Source organism: Pseudomonas sp. PDM31 (genome assembly GCF_019218965.1).
Classification (GTDB): domain Bacteria; phylum Pseudomonadota; class Gammaproteobacteria; order Pseudomonadales; family Pseudomonadaceae; genus Aquipseudomonas.
This window is the reverse complement of record NZ_JAHUWS010000006.1, coordinates 305,178-322,495: the sequence shown is the minus strand read 5'-3', so window position 1 is coordinate 322,495 and position 17,318 is coordinate 305,178. Positions and strand designations below refer to the sequence as shown.

The following is a 17,318-nucleotide window of genomic DNA, read 5'->3' as shown; positions in this document are numbered from 1 at the left end:
TAATCTGCCGAGCCTACCAGATGAAATAAATAGTTACGCTTGGCCTTAAGGAGCTTCAATGTACTGGACAGAGTTCTTGACCGTTGCCCTGATTCACTTGTTGGCAGTGGCCAGCCCGGGCCCTGACTTCGCCGTGGTGGTGCGTGAAAGCGTGACCCACGGTCGCCGCGCCGGCACATGGACGGCGCTGGGTGTGGGCACGGCGATTTTCCTGCATGTCGGTTATTCACTGCTGGGCATCGGCCTGATCGTGTCCCAGTCCATCATGCTGTTCAACGCCTTGAAATGGGCCGCCGCCGCTTATCTGCTGTACATCGGCTTCAAGGCGCTGCGTGCACGGCCGGCCAAGCCAGTGGCGGACGATCTGCACAAGGAAGCCGGCGAGCGCACCGCGCGTGGGGCCTTCACTTCAGGGTTTGTCACCAATGGTCTGAATCCGAAAGCCACGCTGTTTTTCCTCTCGCTGTTTACCGTGGTGATCAACCCCCACACGCCGCTGTCTGTGCAGGCCGGTTACGGGGTTTACCTGGCGGTGGCGACGGCAGCCTGGTTCTGCCTGGTGGCGATGCTGTTCAGCCAGCAGCGCGTGCGCGCCGGTTTCGCCCGCATGGGCCACTGGTTCGACCGGACCATGGGTGCGGTGCTGATCGCAATCGGCGTGAAGCTGGCGTTTACCGAAATGCATTGATCCAATGCGCAGCCACCGCCATTGCTGGCAAGCCAGCTCCCACAGAAATTGAGGTCGCGCGCGCAAGGAAGTTGTGCGCGCGCAGATCTGTAGGAGCAAGCTTGCTCGCGACGAGGCCGGCACAGCCGTGACTGCGTCGACAGACACGCCGCCTGATGAGCCAGCTCAAGTGGGTGAACAATACGCGACACTTGATGGCGCAACGCTATCATTTGCGAGGTTCTGCAAATCATTCCTTTGGCTGATTTGGCTGACGATCAGGAGCACTACAGTGCTAGCTTTCAGCCACGACCGTGCAGTCAGGAAAAGGGATTATTATGTTGCAGACTCGCGTTATTCCCCCAGCCGAAGGCGCTTACCAATATCCACTGCTGATCAAGCGGCTGCTGATGTCTGGCGCACGTTACGAGAAAACCCGCGAGATCGTTTACCGCGACAAGTTGCGCTACAGCTACCCGACCCTGATCGAGCGGGTCGCCCGGTTGGCCAATGTGCTCACGGCGGCGGGAGTCAAACCCGGCGATACCGTGGCGGTAATGGATTGGGACAGCCATCGTTACCTGGAGTGCATGTTCGCCATCCCGATGATCGGCGCGGTGATCCACACCATCAACGTGCGCCTGTCGCCGGAGCAGATCCTCTACACCATGAACCACGCCGAGGACCGCTTTGTGCTGGTCAACAGCGAGTTCACCGGGCTGTACCAGGGCATCGCCGGGCATCTGACCACGGTCGAGAAAACCCTTCTGCTGACCGATCTGCCGGAAAAGACTGCCGAGCTGCCGAACCTCATTGGCGAATACGAAGAGTTGCTGGCGGCCGCGAGCCCAAAATACGACTTCGAGGATTTCGACGAAAACTCGGTCGCAACCACCTTCTACACCACCGGCACCACGGGTAATCCCAAGGGTGTGTACTTCACCCATCGGCAACTGGTGCTGCACACCATCGGCGTGTCGACCATCATGGGCGCGATCGACAGCGTGCGTCTGCTGGGCACCAACGACGTCTACATGCCGATCACCCCGATGTTCCATGTCCATGCCTGGGGGCTGCCGTATGTGGCGACCATGCTCGGGCTCAAGCAGGTTTATCCCGGCCGGTATGACCCGCAATACCTGGTAGAGCTGTGGCGCAAAGAGAAGGTGACCTTTTCCCACTGCGTACCGACCATTTTGCAGATGGTCCTCAATGCCAAGGCGGCGCAAGACGTCGACTTCGGCGGCTGGAAAATCGTCATCGGCGGCAGCGCGTTGAATCGCTCGCTGTACGAAGCGGCCAAGGCCAAAGGTATTCAGTTGACCGCCGCCTACGGCATGTCGGAAACCGGGCCGCTGGTGTCGTGCGCGCACCTGAACGACGAACTGATGGCCGGCAGCGAAGACGAGCGCACCACCTACCGGATCAAGGCCGGTGTGCCAGGGCCATTGGTGGAAGCCGCCATCGTTGACGCCAACGGCAACTTCCTGCCAGCCGATGGTGAAACCCAGGGCGAACTGGTGCTGCGCGCGCCGTGGCTGACCGAAGGCTATTTCAACGAGCCGCAAAAGGGCGCGGAGCTGTGGGCCGGGGGCTGGCTGCACACCGGTGACGTAGCGACCCTGGACAGCATGGGGGTGATCGACATTCGCGACCGGATCAAGGACGTCATCAAGACCGGTGGCGAGTGGATCTCCTCTCTGGATCTGGAAGACCTGATCAGTCGCCATGTGGCGGTACGCGAAGTAGCAGTGGTGGGCATCGCCGATCCACAGTGGGGCGAGCGTCCGTTTGCCTTGCTGGTGCTGCGCGAAGGGCACGAAATCGGGGCCCGGGAACTCAAGGAACACCTCAAGCCATTTGTCGAACTGGGGCACCTGAGCAAGTGGGCGATTCCGAGCCAGATTGCCCTTGTTACTGAAATTCCCAAGACCAGTGTCGGCAAACTCGACAAGAAGCGGATTCGGGCCGACATCACTGAATGGCAAGCCACCAATAGCACCTTCCTTTCGACGCTTTAAGTCTCTTCTGGCGTGTCCGAAAGGACACGCCAGCCCCACCAAGCAAGCGCTTGGCTTGTCAAATCCGTAATTTCAGCCATCCTTGCCGAGCCGACGTGTGTCGGACTGGCGAAAGGACTGTTCCAGAGTGGCTGGCAGCTGCAAATCACACTTTAGAGGGATCAAGCACTACAACCTGCTGGCTATAGTCCGTGCATGGATTTTTAGAAACGGAGCAACCGCACGAACAGGGGCGATGCAACTTTGGAATGACTTTGGGATGCCATGGCTCCCGGTTATCCCAAGGCGTTTTTAAAAGTGCTCACTGCCATAAAAATAAAATGCACATGGAGTAGCGTCGATGACATCAGTAAACCAGTTCTGGCGCCGGGCGAAATTGCCTTTGGCCGTCAGTCTTGCCTCTACGCTCGCCGGGCCAGCATTCGGCGTCAGTTTCAACGTTGGTGAAATCGAAGGTCAGTTCGATTCGGCTCTGTCGATCGGTGCCAGCTGGTCTACCGAAAGTGCCAACAAGAACCTCATTGGCGTCAACAACGGCGGCCAAGGCCTGTCCCAGACCTCCGATGACGGTCACCTGAACTTCAAAAGCGGCGAAACCTTCTCCAAGATCTTCAAGGGTATCCATGACCTTGAATTGAAATATGGCGATACCGGTGTTTTCGTCCGTGGCAAATACTGGTACGACTTTGAGTTGAAAGACGAAAGCCGTCCGTTCAAGGACATCAGCGACGACAACCGCAAGGAAGGCGCCAAGTCCGCCGGCGGCCAGATCCTCGACGCCTTCGTCTACCACAACTACGCCATTGCCGATCAGCCGGGTTCCGTGCGTCTGGGCAAGCAGGTGGTGAGCTGGGGTGAAAGTACCTTCATCGGCGGTGGCATCAACTCGATCAACCCGATCGACGTGTCCGCGTTCCGCCGTCCGGGTGCCGAGATCAAGGAAGGCCTGATTCCGGTCAACATGTTCTATGTGTCCCAGAGCCTGACCGAAAACCTCTCGGGCGAAGCCTTCTACCAAATTGAATGGGACCAGACCGTCGTCGACAACTGCGGCACGTTCTTCTCACAGCCAGACATCGTTGCTGACGGCTGCAATAACAACCTGCGGGTGCTGAACAAGCGTTCGCAGATTCCGGCCATTGCCCTCGGACCTTTGGCCGCCAACGGCGTTGACGTCAACAATGAGGGTGTTCTGGTACGCCGTGGCGCGGACCGCGATGCCCGTGATGGCGGCCAGTGGGGCGCGTCCTTGAAGTACATGTTCGACCCGCTGGACACCGAGTTCGGTGCCTACTTCATGAACTACCACAGCCGTGCGCCAATCTTCAGCGCCACCGGTGCGCCGCAGTCGGTCTACAACACCGCAGCAGGCCTGCCAGGTCCGTTCGCCGCGCTGGCGCCACTGTTGGTGGCAGGTAATTCGCAATACTTCATCGAATATCCTGAAGACATCCGCCTCTATGGCCTGAGCTTCTCTACCACCCTGCCTACCGGTACGGCGTGGAGTGGTGAGGTCAGCTACCGTCCGAACGCACCGGTGCAGCTCAACTCCACCGACATTCTTTTCGCCGGTGTCCGTCCTATCGGCAATAACAACCCGAACAACCCGTTGACCAACGCATCGCTGCTTACCGGTGTGCCGGGTCAGGACCTGCACGGCTACCGTCGCAAGGAAATCACCCAGTTCCAGACCACCCTGACGCACTTCTTTGATCAGGTGATGGGCGCGAGCCGTTTGACCTTGGTAGGCGAAGTGGGCGTGACCTACGTCGGCGGCCTGGAAAGCACCTCCGACGTGCGTTATGGCCGCGATCCGGTCTACGGTCCGGGCGAGTTGCCAGCCACTGGCGCGCTCGATACCTGCGTGGCGCTGAACAGCAGCACCATTAACGGGGCCGGCCCGGGTACGCCGACCAACAACCGCAGCCGCAACTGCGACAATGAAGGCTTCACCACCTCGACATCCTGGGGCTACCGCGGTCGCGCCATCTGGGAATACAACGACGTGTTCGCCGGTGTGAACCTCAAGCCTAACGTGGCCTGGTCCCATGACGTGGAAGGTTACTCCCCTGGCCCTGGCGGCAACTTCGAGGAAGGCCGTAAAGCGGTAAGCCTGGGTGTCGACGCCGAATACCAGAACACCTACACCGCGAGCCTGGCCTACACCAACTTCTTTGACGGCAAGTACACCACTGTGGATGACCGCGACTTCGTTGCGCTCAGCCTCGGCGTGAACTTCTAAGCACTGCATTTTCAGGACGAACACACATATGAAAATAACAAAGAGTCTGTTCCACGCCGGTGTTCTGGGGCTTTCGCTGCTGGCGACCAGCGTCATGGCGGCCGTGCCGGCAGCCGAAGCGGACAAACTGGGCAAGAGCCTGACCCCGATGGGTGCCGAAATGGCGGGTAACGCCGACAGTTCGATCCCTGCCTGGAAACCCATGGCAAAGAACGCCGGTACGGTCGACAGCAAAGGTTTCCTGTCCAATCCATACGCCAGCGAAAAGCCGTTGTTCACCATCACGGCGCAGAACGTCGACCAGTACAAGGCCAAGCTCGCCCCGGGCCAGTACGCGATGTTCAAGCGCTACCCGGAAACCTTCAAGATGCCGGTCTATCCGTCCCATCGTGGCGCTACCGTGCCCGATGACGTATTCGCCGCCATCAAGCGCAACGCCACCAACACCAACCTGGTGTCGGGCGGCAATGGCTTGGAAAACTTCGAAACCGCGGTGCCGTTCCCTATTCCGAAGACCGGCGTTGAAGTCATCTGGAACCACATCACCCGCTATCGCGGTGGCAGCGTGACCCGCCTGGTAACCCAAGCCACGCCGCAGCCGAACGGCTCGTTCAGCCTGGTGTATTTCCAGGACCAGTTTGTGTTCCGCGACAAGATGAAGGATTACGACCCGAAAAACCCGGGCAATATCCTGTTCTACTTCAAACAGAAAGTGACCGCGCCGGCGCGTCTGGCCGGTGGTGTGCTGCTGGTGCACGAAACCCTCGACCAGGTTAAGGAACCGCGTTCGGCGTGGGTCTACAACGCCGGTCAGCGTCGTGTGCGTCGCGCCCCGCAAGTGTCCTATGACGGACCGGGTACCGCAGCCGACGGTCTGCGTACTTCCGATAACCTGGACATGTACAACGGTGCGCCGGATCGTTACGACTGGAAACTCGAAGGCAAGAAAGAGATGTACATCGCCTCCGACAGCTACAAGCTCGACGATCCGACCCTCAAGTACACCGACATCATCAAGGCCGGTCACATCAACCAGGATCTGGCGCGTTACGAGCTGCGCCGGGTGTGGCATGTGGTCGCCACCTTGAAGGAAGGTCAGCGCCACATCTACGCCAAGCGTGACTTCTACATCGACGAAGACACCTGGCAAGCCGCGGTGATCGACCACTATGACGGCCGTGGCCAACTGTGGCGCGTAGCCGAGGCACATGCCGAGAACTACTACGACAAGCAAGTGCCGTGGTATGCCCTCGAAACCCTGTACGACCTGCAATCGGGTCGCTACCTGGCCTTGGGCATGAAGAACGAAGAGAAGTCGGCGTATGACTTCGGCTTCCAGGCAACCACCAGCGACTTCACCCCTGCCGCCCTGCGCCAGGATGGTGTGCGCTAAGGTGACATGAGTAGAGGCCGCACCCTCTGAAAAACGCCCCGACTGGTTCGGGGCGTTTTTTTTTGACGTTGAAAAAGATCCTCGTTTTACCTGTAGGCACTGTGTAGGAGCTGTCGAGTGAAACGAGGCTGCGATCTTTTCGATCACGACGCGCAAGACTTTTTGTAGCCATTTGTAGCAATTACCTTCATTCCCTCGCCGATTACGGCTAGTCTGCGGACATCTGCAACGCCGCCACCGCATTTCAAACAAGAGCCGGCTATGACTGATTTGGCTATACCCCCAGGTTCTGCAACCGTTGCTGTCGCGACACTGGACGGGCGTTTTTTTCGCCCGCCATTGCCCGACGGCCATGTGCTGCGTCCGCGCCTGTGCGAGCGCCTGAGCGCCGGGCTGGGTGGCCGGTTGTTGCTGGTCAGTGCGCCTGCAGGATTCGGCAAAAGTTCTTTGGCGGTGGAGTTCTGTCAGGCATTGCCGGCTCACTGGCAAAGCCTTTGGCTGGGCCTGAGCCCGCGAGACAATGACCCGGGGCGTTTTCTCGAACGCCTGCTCGAAGGCCTCCAGGATTACTTTCCGGACCTGGGCAGGCAGTCTCTCGGGCTGCTGAAAATGCGCCAGCGCCATCAGCCGTTTGCCTTCGAAGAATGGCTGGACGGGCTGCTCGACGAACTGTCCGAACATCTGTCCATTGCGACGCCATTGCTGCTGGTGCTCGACGATTATCATCTGGCCCAGGGGCCGGTTCTGGATCGTTGCCTGCAGTTTTTCCTCAACCATCTTCCCGATGGCTTGCTGGTGATGGTCACCAGTCGGCAGCGCCCCGACTGGCATCTGGCGCGGTTGCGACTGTCGCGGCAACTGCTGGAGTTGCATGAGCAGGATTTGCGCCTGACCCACGATGAAGCCTTGAGCCTGCTCGATCGCCACAGCACTTCCTTGCGCGGGGAGGCGCTGGAAAACCTGATCCAGCGCAGCGAAGGCTGGGTTGCAGGCTTGCGCTTCTGGCTGCTGGCGGCCTCCGAAGCCGGCACCGATGGTGCGTTGCCCCAATCGTTGCATGGCGGGGAAGGGCTGATCCGCGACTATCTGCTAGAAGAGGTGATTGATTGCCTGCCTGCCGAGGTCCAGTCATTTCTCTATGACACCGCACTTCAGGAGCGTTTTTGCAGCGAACTGTGCGACGCCGTTCGCGACGCCCATGACAGTGCCGAGATCCTGCGATTCCTGCTGGCCCATCAGGTGTTCCTGGTGCCCCTGGATGAGCATGGTCACTGGTATCGCTATCACCATCTGTTTTCCGACTTGTTGCGCACACGGCCAGCCTCCCAGTCGATGGTCCCGGCGGCCAGCCTGCACTTGCGTGCCTGTCGCTGGTTCAACGCTCAGGGCCTGCTCGACGAAGCGGTAGAGCAGGCCCTGCGTGCCGGCCATCTGGATGTCGCGGCGAATCTGGTACAAAACCTCTCTGAAGAACAACTGCTGGCCGAGCAGAATGTCGGCATGTTGTTGCGCTGGAAAATGGACTTGCCCGACAGCCTGCTGATCAGCACGCCGCGCCTGATCGTGCTCTACAGCTGGGCCTTGGGCATGGCATGCCAGCTGGACGCCGCCGAAGAACTGGCCAGTCATTTGAGTCGCTTCCTGCCTGCACCGTCGGCGACCGCGCAAAGGTCCATGTTGGCGCAGTGGCTGGCGTTGAGTGGAATCATCGCCCGCGGGCGCGGCAATCGTGAACTCACGCTGCGTTATTGCGGCGAAGCGCTGGAAAGCCTGCCGTGCAAGCGCTACGGACAACGCCTGATGTGCCTCTCGACCTTGTCCAACCTGGCCATTGCCGACGGCGACTTGTGGCGTGCGCGGGGCCTGAATCGGGATTCGCTGGAATTGGCGCAACGGGTCGGCAATCCACTGTTCGAAGCGCTGGCCCACTACGACCGCGCCCGTGTCCTGCAGGCGCGGGGGGAAGTCTTTCGGGCGCTGCAGGAAGTCCGCCAGGGTTTACAGCGACTTCAGGGACTTTCCCCGCAACGTCTCTATGCCGTTCGCGCACGACTGACACTGTATGAAGGCTTCCTGTTGGCGCAGCGACTGCAGCCACAAGCAGCCCGAGTGCGTTTACAGGCCGGTCTGAACGAGGCGCGGGCCTGCCGCGATATCAGCGTACTGATAGGTCACTGTGTCATCGCCAGGGTTGAAGGCAGCAGCGGCGAATTTGCCAAGGCCTTTGCCGAACTGGCCGAAGCCGAACGACTGATGCATATCTGGGATGTCCCGCCGATTTACTATCTGGCGATGATCACCCTGGTCAAATGCGAACTCTGGCTTGCCCAGGGACGCACCGATCTGGCCGAAGCCTGGCTGTCACGATTGGGGCAGACCTACACCGGCGAGCACGCGGCGTCGCCCCCGGAATTCCACCCGCAGTTGCCTCTGCATATCGAATTGCAACAAGCCTTGCTGGAGGTTATTCAGGGTCAACCGATGCTGGCCGAAGGGCGTTTGAATGCGCTGCTCGAGCATGGCCAGAAAACCGGTCGGCAAATGCTCAGTACCATGGCGCTGACTCAGAAAGTTGCGTTACTGCTGGGCAGCGGGCGCGAGCCCGAGGCACGCAAGGCCCTGGCTCAGGCACTGGACGTCGCAGGCGGAGGTGTGCTGCAACCCTTTGAAAGATTGCTGGCCGAGCATTCGGACTGGCTGCGGGCTCAGTTGCAACTCTGCCCGCCGACACCTGTTTCACAGAGCCTGATGGAAAAGTTGCCGATTATGGTCGTTCGCCCCGCAGTGGAAGCCAGTGCGACGGCAGAACAGCTCAGCATGCGTGAACTGGCGGTCCTGCGCCTGATCGCCCAAGGTTGCTCGAATCAGGAAATCAGCGATCAGCTATTTATCTCATTGCATACGGTCAAGACCCACGCCAGCCATATCAACAGCAAGCTTGGGGTGGAGCGGCGTACGCAGGCGGTGGCGCGAGCGAAGGAGCTGGGGGTTTTGGTATAGCCCGGTACGGGATGTCTGGCGAAGGAGTGCCGATGACGGCAAGACGTCTGATGCCATATAGCATGACTTGGCGCTCGCCGGTGCTCATCGTACGCCCCGTGATTTGTGAATTCCCAAAGTGATGAGGTAGCGCTCCTCCATCGGGCGTTTGCTGTATCTGAAACGGTTGACCACTAATAGTATTTGGTACTTGTCCCCCGCCAACCAATAAGCCTTACCTCCTTTGTTTACGTCACGTAATCGAGATCGCCATGCGGGTGTGTCAGCGAACGACGGGAAGTCCTTGGCCCTGTTCGGCGTCCAGCCGCCTTTGTGCCATTGCTCTTGCAGGTCCAGCACGACCTTTAGGGTGTCGTCGAGCAACAGGGGTTCGATTTGCGGGGACATGCGAACACCGTCGATCATTTCGTCATCGAACATCACCGTAAAAAAACGGGCCTGTGGTGTAACAAAGCCATATTGGGGGTCAATGAATCGTAAGCGAGCATCTGAGCCGGGCATGCCAAACCATGCGCGGCCAGGTATGGCCGGATCAATGCTTGCACTGGAACGCTGGCGCATGTCTTCCCAAGGTTCGCCTATCACCAGCGCAATTTCCTTTTCCGATTGCAGCTCAATTGTCATCCATGCAGCGATGGTAGCGACTACCAGTACCAACGAACCGCGTCGCCCCCCAATCCTCTGCATCCAACTCATCTGACGCCCCCACCCGTAGCGATGTCCCGAATTGACTGTTCGATCAGAGGGCGTCGATCGCTTTGCAACAGCTGGTCAAATTGTGTTGCAGCCTTGAGTACGAAATGCATACGCACATTGACATCGGATAAATCAGCGAAGGGGCTCTTGCTAAAACCAATGGTGCGTCCGTCATCGATAGGGCGACATTGGCTGGCCAGGGTCAATTCGACGGCTTGAGCGGCACCGGCGGGCAAATTGGTTACGTAGGAGAAATGGTTGCTACATAGTAACCACTTGAACTCCGTATTTTCATACATGGCCGGTTGCAGGATGTTTACCTGTTCGTGTCGGGCCAAATGATCGACACTCTTTGCAATGTCACCATTGTCAATGGCCTGAAACGCGCGTCGGATCTCCTCATGGTCAGTACCAAATTTTAGTGTCTCCGACTCTATTGGCCATATCATCGGATGCTGATCGCTCCCGTAAATGTTTTCTCTTAAAGGCAAGCAGCGTTCAAGCGCTTCCAACCCACGTTCGGCATAAAAAACATGCAACGGAAACACATCCAGAAACAGCGTGGTATTCCCCATAGCCAACATCTCATACACATGCTGGAGTTGCTGCTGCACGAGTGACAATGATTCAGCGTCGCGCCGAAGATCCAATCCCGGCACCGGATTGTCGCGGCGGGCTTGTTGGTAGTCTCGTTGTGCTTGCTGGTAGTCCTGCAGCCTCGCTTGTCGCTCAGGCTCGCCAAGGCCGAACAACCTGAATCGTTTGTTAGCACTCTTCATCAGGTTCTGTCCCGCTTCGTGTTCAGCCTGAATCCTGTCGACCGATTCCGCCGCATGCAGCAACCCACAGCCAACCTGTTTCGAAGCAAAGGCCGCAAGGCCCGCCCACTGGAAACGTTGATCGTGTCGCCAAAGCTGGGCGTAGGCGGCATTGATCGCCTTGTTGCGCGCCTTGGGGTCGGTAATCAGCTTGCCGCCCGGGGCCACGACGTTTTCTACCCGTTGTTGATAACCACGCCAGAGGTTCTCGCAGGCGTGCCCGGGCAGTTCGCTGTAGGACGACACCGGTCTGCTCGGCGTTGGGGTGAAATTGGCAGGACGCGCTTCGGCGGCGGGCGGGTGCGGTGCAGTCGGCGTAGCGGGTGGTGCGGCGGTGCGCGGAGGCGGGGCGACCTTGGGCGTCTCGATCTCCTGGCATACCAGGGTCTGGACGGCAATCAACCGGGGTGACGGGTCGCATTTGCAGTGGCACAGGTCGCCTTCCAGGGCGGCCCGGCGATCGTCCATATATTCCGACAGGCGCGGGCCGTCGCAGACGATGGTGCCGGTGCTGTCGCACTCCGGGCAATAGACGTCATCGCCCTCACGGGCCATGAGCTGGCCGTTGATGTCGCGGTGCGGGTAACCGGTTTTCACGGTGCCGTCGACCGTGGTAGTGGCTCCGACGGTGATGTGATAACGCCTCATGGCAGGGTTATCCTTGGTGTATAGGCAGGGACGAACACGCTAGGCGAAGCGATGAAAGGAGATAAATCAGACGCTTCCTTTATTGGTGTAGGCTGATTCTTTAGTCGAGCACCGCTGGTGCAAAAGGCGGGAGTCTCGGCGATCCCCGGCAGCTGTGCCAGAATAGGACATCCATTTTCTTCAGGACCCCCCATGGAACCTGCAAAGCCCGCGCTAATACGCGAAACCTTCCCCGTCGGCCCTTTGCAGTGCAACTGCACGATCATCGGCGATCCGGTGACGAAAAAGGCGATTGTTGTCGACCCGGGCGGCAATCATGAACTGATCCTCGCGCGGCTCGATGCCCTGGGCCTGAAGGTGGTCAGCATCATCCACACTCATGCACACCTGGATCACTTCCTGGCTTCCGGTCAGCTTAAAGAGAAAACCGGTGCGACCCTGCATCTGCATAAAGAAGATCAGTTTCTCTGGGATAACCTGGAAATGCAGTGCCAGATGTTCGGCGTTCCCTACACCCCGGTGCCATCCCCGGACCGCTGGCTGGCCGATGATGAAGAACTGGCCTGCGGTTGCGGAGTGGCGCTGCATACGCCGGGTCACACGCCGGGTTCCATGAGCTTCTGGTTTTCAGACGCTAAACTGCTGATTGCCGGCGACACCTTGTTCCGTCGCGGAGTAGGGCGCACCGACCTGTGGGGCGGCGATCAGGCGACTATCGTGCGCTCGATCAAGCAGCGGATTTACACCCTCGACGAAGAAGCGACGGTGGTGACGGGGCATGGTCCGGATACTCGCCTGGGCGACGAAATGCGCGAGAACCCTTTTGTACGGGCTTGATTTGTAACTCACGGAATTTTTATCGCATCTAATGATCAAACGCCCGCAAAGGCCGATGGTCCATTGCACCATAGAATGCAAAGTAGGAGCTTTTCATGTTCACCAAGCGTCGTTTGATTATTGTCGCTACCGCTGTGGCCTTGCTGTCTGGCTGCGCCTCGCCTAACCCTTACAATGAGCAGGGGCAGGCTGATGGCGGCTCCCAGGGCATGAGCAAGACCGCCAAGTACGGTGGTCTCGGCGCACTGGCCGGCGCTGTGGCGGGTGCCGCCATCAACCACGATAACCGTGGTAAAGGCGCGTTGATCGGTGCTGCGGTGGTCGGTGCTTCTGCTGCCGGCTACGGTTATTACGCCGACCAGCAAGAAAAGAAACTGCGCGCCAGCATGGCCAATACCGGTGTTGAAGTGCAGCGTCAGGGCGACCAGATCAAGCTGATCATGCCCGGCAACATCACTTTCGCCACCGATTCGGCGAACATCGCCCCAAGCTTCTATCAGCCGCTGAACAACCTGGCGGGCTCCTTGAAAGAGTTCAACCAGAACCAGATCGAGATCGTCGGCTACACCGACAGCACCGGCAGCCGCCAGCACAACATGGACCTGTCCCAGCGTCGCGCCCAGAGCGTGGCCACCTACCTGACTTCGCAAGGCGTCAGCGGTGCCAACCTGAGTGCCCGTGGCGCCGGTCCGGATAATCCGGTTGCCAGCAACGGCGATACCAATGGCCGGGCGCAGAACCGCCGTGTCGAGGTCAACCTCAAGGCGATCCCGGGCCAGCAGTATGGTGCCCAGCAGTAAGGCTGGATTTCAGCAGTACCGTTGATGTCTGATTGAACCCCAGGCGTAAACAGAGCCCGCCCGATCCATATCAGATCAGGCGGGCTTTTTTGTGTTGCCTGTCTGGCCTCTTCGCGGGCAAGTCCGCTCCCACAGGGAACTCTGTCGTACACAAACCTTGTGGGAGCGGCGGTGCGACGATTCGACTTGCCCGCGAAGAGGCCAGTGTGGGCAGCAGAAATACCGGATCAAAAACTAAAAAGCCCCCGGACAATCACTCATCCGGGGGCTTTTTGTGTCGCGCGAACCTGGTTACTTCTTCAGGCCATAATGCTCATCGAGCATGCCCGGCGCATTCGGGGCTTTCGGTGCGTAGTCGCGTGGCGGTTCCTGATTGCGCGGTGGCGTCAGGCGCTCGCGTGGTGCTTGCGTCGCATCGGCGTGCAGCGAGGCCAGCAGGCGTTGACGGGTCTGCTCGTCCAGGGCCAGGCGGTTGGCGCCCTCGGCGAGATGGTCCTGCACTTCCTGATAGCTCTGGGTCAGCTTTTTAACCAGTGTTGCGGTGCTGTTGAAGTGGGTGACCACCTCATTCTGATAACTGTCGAAACGTTCCTGAATATCGTCCAGCTGGCGTTGTGTGCTGCTAGGCACGGCATTCGGCGCAAGGCGAGCGATCAGAAACCCAATGGCGACACCCACAACCAGGGCAAGAGTCGGTAACAACCAAACTAAGAGCGAGTGTTCCACGAGTCCTTCCTCTATAAACGGCTTTGCTTTACGTTAACGGCTCGAACCTGCGCTGTATACCGCGATTCACTCGCAATAGATTGGCACAGACAATTTGCTAGACGAGTCGACCCGATTCGAGGTCACGGAGTTCCTTCCTTGCTTATGCGCGAAACACCTGTAGTGATTGACGGGCCGGTCGGCCAATTGGAAGCCCTTTACCTGGATAACGAGCAGCCGCGTGGCCTGGCGCTGATCTGCCATCCGAACCCGGTGCAGGGCGGCACCATGCTCAACAAAGTGGTCTCGACCCTGCAGCGCACGGCGCGCGATGCCGGTTTGATTACCCTGCGTTTCAACTACCGTGGCGTCGGCGCCAGCGAAGGTTCCCACGACATGGGCACCGGTGAAGTCGACGATGCCCAGGCGGTAGCCGAGTGGTTCCGGGCCAGACATCCGGACTTGCCATTGACCCTGTTCGGTTTTTCCTTCGGCGGATTTGTTGCAGCAAGTCTCGGCGGGCGGCTGGAAGCGCAGGGCGAGCTACTCAAGCACTTGTTCATGGTCGCACCGGCGGTCATGCGCCTGGGTGATCAGGATCAACTGCCGCAGAACGGCGAACTGACCCTGATCCAGCCGGAAACCGACGAAGTCATCGATCCGCAAGTCGTTTATCAATGGTCCGACAAGCTCGAACGCCCCCATGAGCTGCTGAAAGTGGCAGAATGCGGACACTTTTTTCATGGCAAGCTGACCGATCTCAAGGATCTGATCCTGCCGCGTCTCTCGAATTGATTGCAGTCTGACAAGCGATTACCCATGACGACTCGTACCCGTATCCTCACCGGCATCACCACCACCGGCACGCCGCACCTGGGCAACTACGCCGGCGCCATCCGCCCGGCGATCGTCGCCAGCCGTGACAGCAATGCCGATTCGTTCTACTTCCTGGCCGACTATCACGCCCTGATCAAATGCGATGACCCGCTGCGCATCCAGCGCTCGCGTCTGGAAATCGCCGCGACCTGGCTGGCCGGTGGCCTGGATGTGGAGCGCGTGACCTTCTATCGCCAGTCCGACATTCCGGAAATCCCCGAGCTGACCTGGCTGCTGACTTGCGTCGCCGCCAAGGGCCTGCTCAACCGTGCCCACGCCTACAAGGCCTCGGTGGACAAGAACGTCGAGACCGGCGAAGACCCGGATGCCGGCATCACCATGGGCCTGTACAGCTACCCGGTGCTGATGGCGGCGGACATTCTGATGTTCAACGCGCACAAGGTGCCGGTCGGTCGCGACCAGATCCAGCACGTGGAAATGGCGCGGGACATTGGCCAGCGCTTCAACCACCTTTTTGGCCAGGGCAAAGAATTCTTCACCATGCCTGAAGCGCTGATCGAAGAAAGCGTTGCCACGCTGCCAGGCCTCGACGGCCGCAAGATGTCGAAGAGCTACGACAACACCATTCCGTTGTTCAGCAGCGCCAAGGAAATGAAGGACGCGATTTCGCGGATCGTCACTGACTCCCGCGCGCCGGGCGAAGCCAAGGATCCGGACAACTCGCATCTGTTCACCCTGTTCCAGGCGTTCGCCACTCCTGGCCAGGCCGACGAGTTCCGCAGTGAACTGTTGCAGGGCCTGGGTTGGGGCGAGGCGAAGAATCGCCTGTTCCAGTTGCTGGACAACGAACTGGGCGAGTCCCGCGAGCGCTATAACCAACTGATCGAGCGCCCGGCTGACCTGGAAGACATCCTGCAGCACGGCGCGAAAAAGGCCCGTGCGGTTGCTACGCCGTTCCTCAACGAGCTGCGTGAAGCGGTTGGCCTGCGTTCTTTCGTGGCCCAGACCCAAGTTGCAGCGACCACCAAGAAAAAAGCTGCGAAAGCCGCGCGTTTTGTCAGCTTCCGCGAGGACGACGGCAGTTTCCGTTTCCGTCTGCTGGCTGCCGATGGCGAACAGCTGCTGTTGTCGTGCAATTTTGCCGACGGCAAGACCGCCGGTCAGGTAACCAAGCAACTGCAAGCAGGCCAGCCACTGGACGTGCGCAGTGAAGCGCTGAGCTTCAGCGTCTGGCTGGAAGGCCAGTGCGTGGCTGACAGTCCCGCCTTCGCGGATAGCGCGGCGCGCGACGCTGCAATCGAAGCGTTGCGGATTGCTCTTACGCCGGTTCAGGACTAATCAACGGCTCGGCCCGATCAAGGGCCGATTGCCATTCCCCGGGGCCATCGCTACAGTGACGGCCCGTTTTTGTTGCCTTGCTAACGAATTATGACGCCCCTAGAACGATATCAAGCTGATCTGAAACGCCCGGAATTCTTCCATGATGCCGCGCAGGAAACTGCCGTGCGTCATTTGCAGCGCCTGTACGACGACCTGGTCGCCGCCGAGCAAAACAAACCGGGCCTGCTGGGCAAGCTGTTTGGCAAGAAGGATCAGACCCCGGTCAAGGGCCTGTACTTCTGGGGCGGCGTCGGTCGCGGCAAGACTTACCTGGTGGACACCTTCTTCGAAGCGCTGCCATTCAAGGAAAAGTCTCGTACTCACTTCCACCGCTTCATGAAGCGCGTGCACGAAGAGATGAAGACCCTGGGCGGCGAGAAAAACCCGCTGACCATCATCGCCAAACGTTTCGCCACCGAAGCCCGGGTCATCTGCTTCGATGAGTTCTTCGTTTCCGACATCACCGACGCCATGATCCTCGGCACCCTGATGGAAGAGCTGTTCAAGAACGGCGTAACCCTGGTCGCGACCTCGAACATCGTGCCGGACGGCCTGTACAAGGACGGCCTGCAACGCGCGCGTTTCCTGCCGGCCATTGCGTTGATCAAACAGAACACCGAGATCGTCAACGTCGACAGCGGCGTCGACTATCGCCTGCGTCACCTCGAACAGGCCGAGCTGTTCCACTATCCACTCGACGAAACCGCCAACGAAAGCCTGCGCAAGAGCTTCCGTGCGCTGACGCCGGAATGCACGGCGGCGGTCGAAAACGACGTGCTGATGATCGAAAACCGCGAAATCCGTGCCCTGCGCACCTGCGATGACGTGGCCTGGTTCAACTTCCGCGAATTGTGCGACGGTCCGCGCAGCCAGAACGACTACATCGAACTGGGCAAGATCTTCCACGCCGTGCTGCTCAGCGATGTCGAGCAAATGAGCGTCACCACTGACGACATCGCCCGACGCTTCATCAACATGGTCGACGAGTTCTACGACCGTAACGTCAAGCTGATCATATCCGCCGAAGTTGAACTCAAAGACCTCTATACCGGCGGTCGCCTGAACTTCGAATTCCAGCGTACCCTCAGCCGCCTGCTGGAAATGCAGTCCCACGAATTCCTGGCGCGGGCGCACAAGCCTTAAGCGATTCACAAACAAAAAAAGGGCCTGCAAATGCAGGCCCTTTTTTGTGCTGAAAGCAATCCACCAGGGTCACCACAATACTGTGGGAGCGGGCTTGCTCGCGAAAGCGTCGTGTCAGTCGATATCAATTT

Annotated in this window: 13 protein-coding genes; 10 read left to right on the top strand and 3 right to left on the bottom strand. The window is 59.2% G+C overall.

The genetic code is table 11. The features are described 5' to 3' along the window. Nucleotides 1–58 precede the first annotated feature (58 nt). The 5 genes from KW839_RS14610 (at nt 59) to KW839_RS14590 (ending at nt 9,323) form a co-directional block, all read left to right on the top strand. Nucleotides 59–688 (top strand): LysE family translocator, encoded by a 630-nt coding sequence (locus KW839_RS14610; RefSeq protein WP_060539453.1) that lies wholly within the window; start codon nt 59–61, stop codon nt 686–688. 317 nt (nt 689–1,005) lie between these two features. Further along, nucleotides 1,006–2,688, top strand: coding sequence for a fatty acid--CoA ligase (locus KW839_RS14605; protein ID WP_060539454.1), 1,683 nt, complete (start codon nt 1,006–1,008; stop codon nt 2,686–2,688). Nucleotides 2,689–3,028: 340 nt separating this feature from the next. After that, nucleotides 3,029–4,930 (top strand): DUF1302 domain-containing protein, encoded by a 1,902-nt coding sequence (locus tag KW839_RS14600; protein ID WP_060539455.1) that lies wholly within the window; start codon nt 3,029–3,031, stop codon nt 4,928–4,930. Between the two features lie 28 nt (nt 4,931–4,958). Continuing rightward, nucleotides 4,959–6,323: a DUF1329 domain-containing protein gene (locus KW839_RS14595; RefSeq protein ID WP_060539456.1), complete on the top strand. Its 1,365-nt coding sequence runs from the start codon at nt 4,959–4,961 to the stop codon at nt 6,321–6,323. 261 nt (nt 6,324–6,584) lie between these two features. Beyond that, nucleotides 6,585–9,323, top strand: a complete 2,739-nt coding sequence (locus KW839_RS14590; protein WP_218424709.1) for a LuxR C-terminal-related transcriptional regulator — start codon at nt 6,585–6,587, stop codon at nt 9,321–9,323. Between the two features lie 84 nt (nt 9,324–9,407). Here the strand turns inward: KW839_RS14590 and KW839_RS14585 are convergent, their stop codons facing one another. Next, nucleotides 9,408–10,019, bottom strand: coding sequence for a hypothetical protein (locus KW839_RS14585; protein ID WP_218424708.1), 612 nt, complete (start codon nt 10,017–10,019; stop codon nt 9,408–9,410). Then, the gene (locus KW839_RS14580) at nt 10,016–11,485 is read right to left on the bottom strand and encodes a PAAR domain-containing protein (RefSeq protein ID WP_218424707.1); all 1,470 of its coding nucleotides are present in this window, start codon (nt 11,483–11,485) and stop codon (nt 10,016–10,018) included. Before KW839_RS14580 ends, KW839_RS14585 begins: the two co-directional genes overlap by 4 nt. Nucleotides 11,486–11,677: 192 nt before the next feature. Here KW839_RS14580 and KW839_RS14575 point away from each other — a divergent pair, with 192 nt between their 5' ends. After that, a complete protein-coding gene (locus KW839_RS14575; RefSeq protein ID WP_218424706.1) occupies nt 11,678–12,322 on the top strand; it encodes an MBL fold metallo-hydrolase in 645 nt (214 codons plus the stop codon). Between the two features lie 95 nt (nt 12,323–12,417). Further along, the gene (locus tag KW839_RS14570) at nt 12,418–13,122 is read left to right on the top strand and encodes an OmpA family protein (protein WP_060539459.1); all 705 of its coding nucleotides are present in this window, start codon (nt 12,418–12,420) and stop codon (nt 13,120–13,122) included. Between the two features lie 291 nt (nt 13,123–13,413). Here KW839_RS14570 and KW839_RS14565 read toward each other — a convergent pair whose 3' ends face one another. Next, the gene (locus tag KW839_RS14565; protein ID WP_060539460.1) at nt 13,414–13,848 is read right to left on the bottom strand and encodes a YhcB family protein; all 435 of its coding nucleotides are present in this window, start codon (nt 13,846–13,848) and stop codon (nt 13,414–13,416) included. Between the two features lie 144 nt (nt 13,849–13,992). On the opposite strand from KW839_RS14565, the gene KW839_RS14560 reads away from it, so the two are divergent. From KW839_RS14560 to zapE, 3 genes are all read left to right on the top strand, one after another. Then, nucleotides 13,993–14,622, top strand: coding sequence for an alpha/beta hydrolase (locus tag KW839_RS14560; protein WP_218424732.1), 630 nt, complete (start codon nt 13,993–13,995; stop codon nt 14,620–14,622). A gap of 24 nt (nt 14,623–14,646) precedes the next feature. After that, a complete protein-coding gene (locus tag KW839_RS14555; protein WP_218424705.1) occupies nt 14,647–16,002 on the top strand; it encodes a tryptophan--tRNA ligase in 1,356 nt (451 codons plus the stop codon). 90 nt (nt 16,003–16,092) lie between these two features. Then, nucleotides 16,093–17,187 carry a cell division protein ZapE gene (gene zapE, locus KW839_RS14550; protein ID WP_218424704.1) on the top strand — a complete coding sequence of 365 codons (1,095 nt, stop codon included), beginning with the start codon at nt 16,093–16,095 and terminating at the stop codon, nt 17,185–17,187. Nucleotides 17,188–17,318 lie beyond the last annotated feature (131 nt).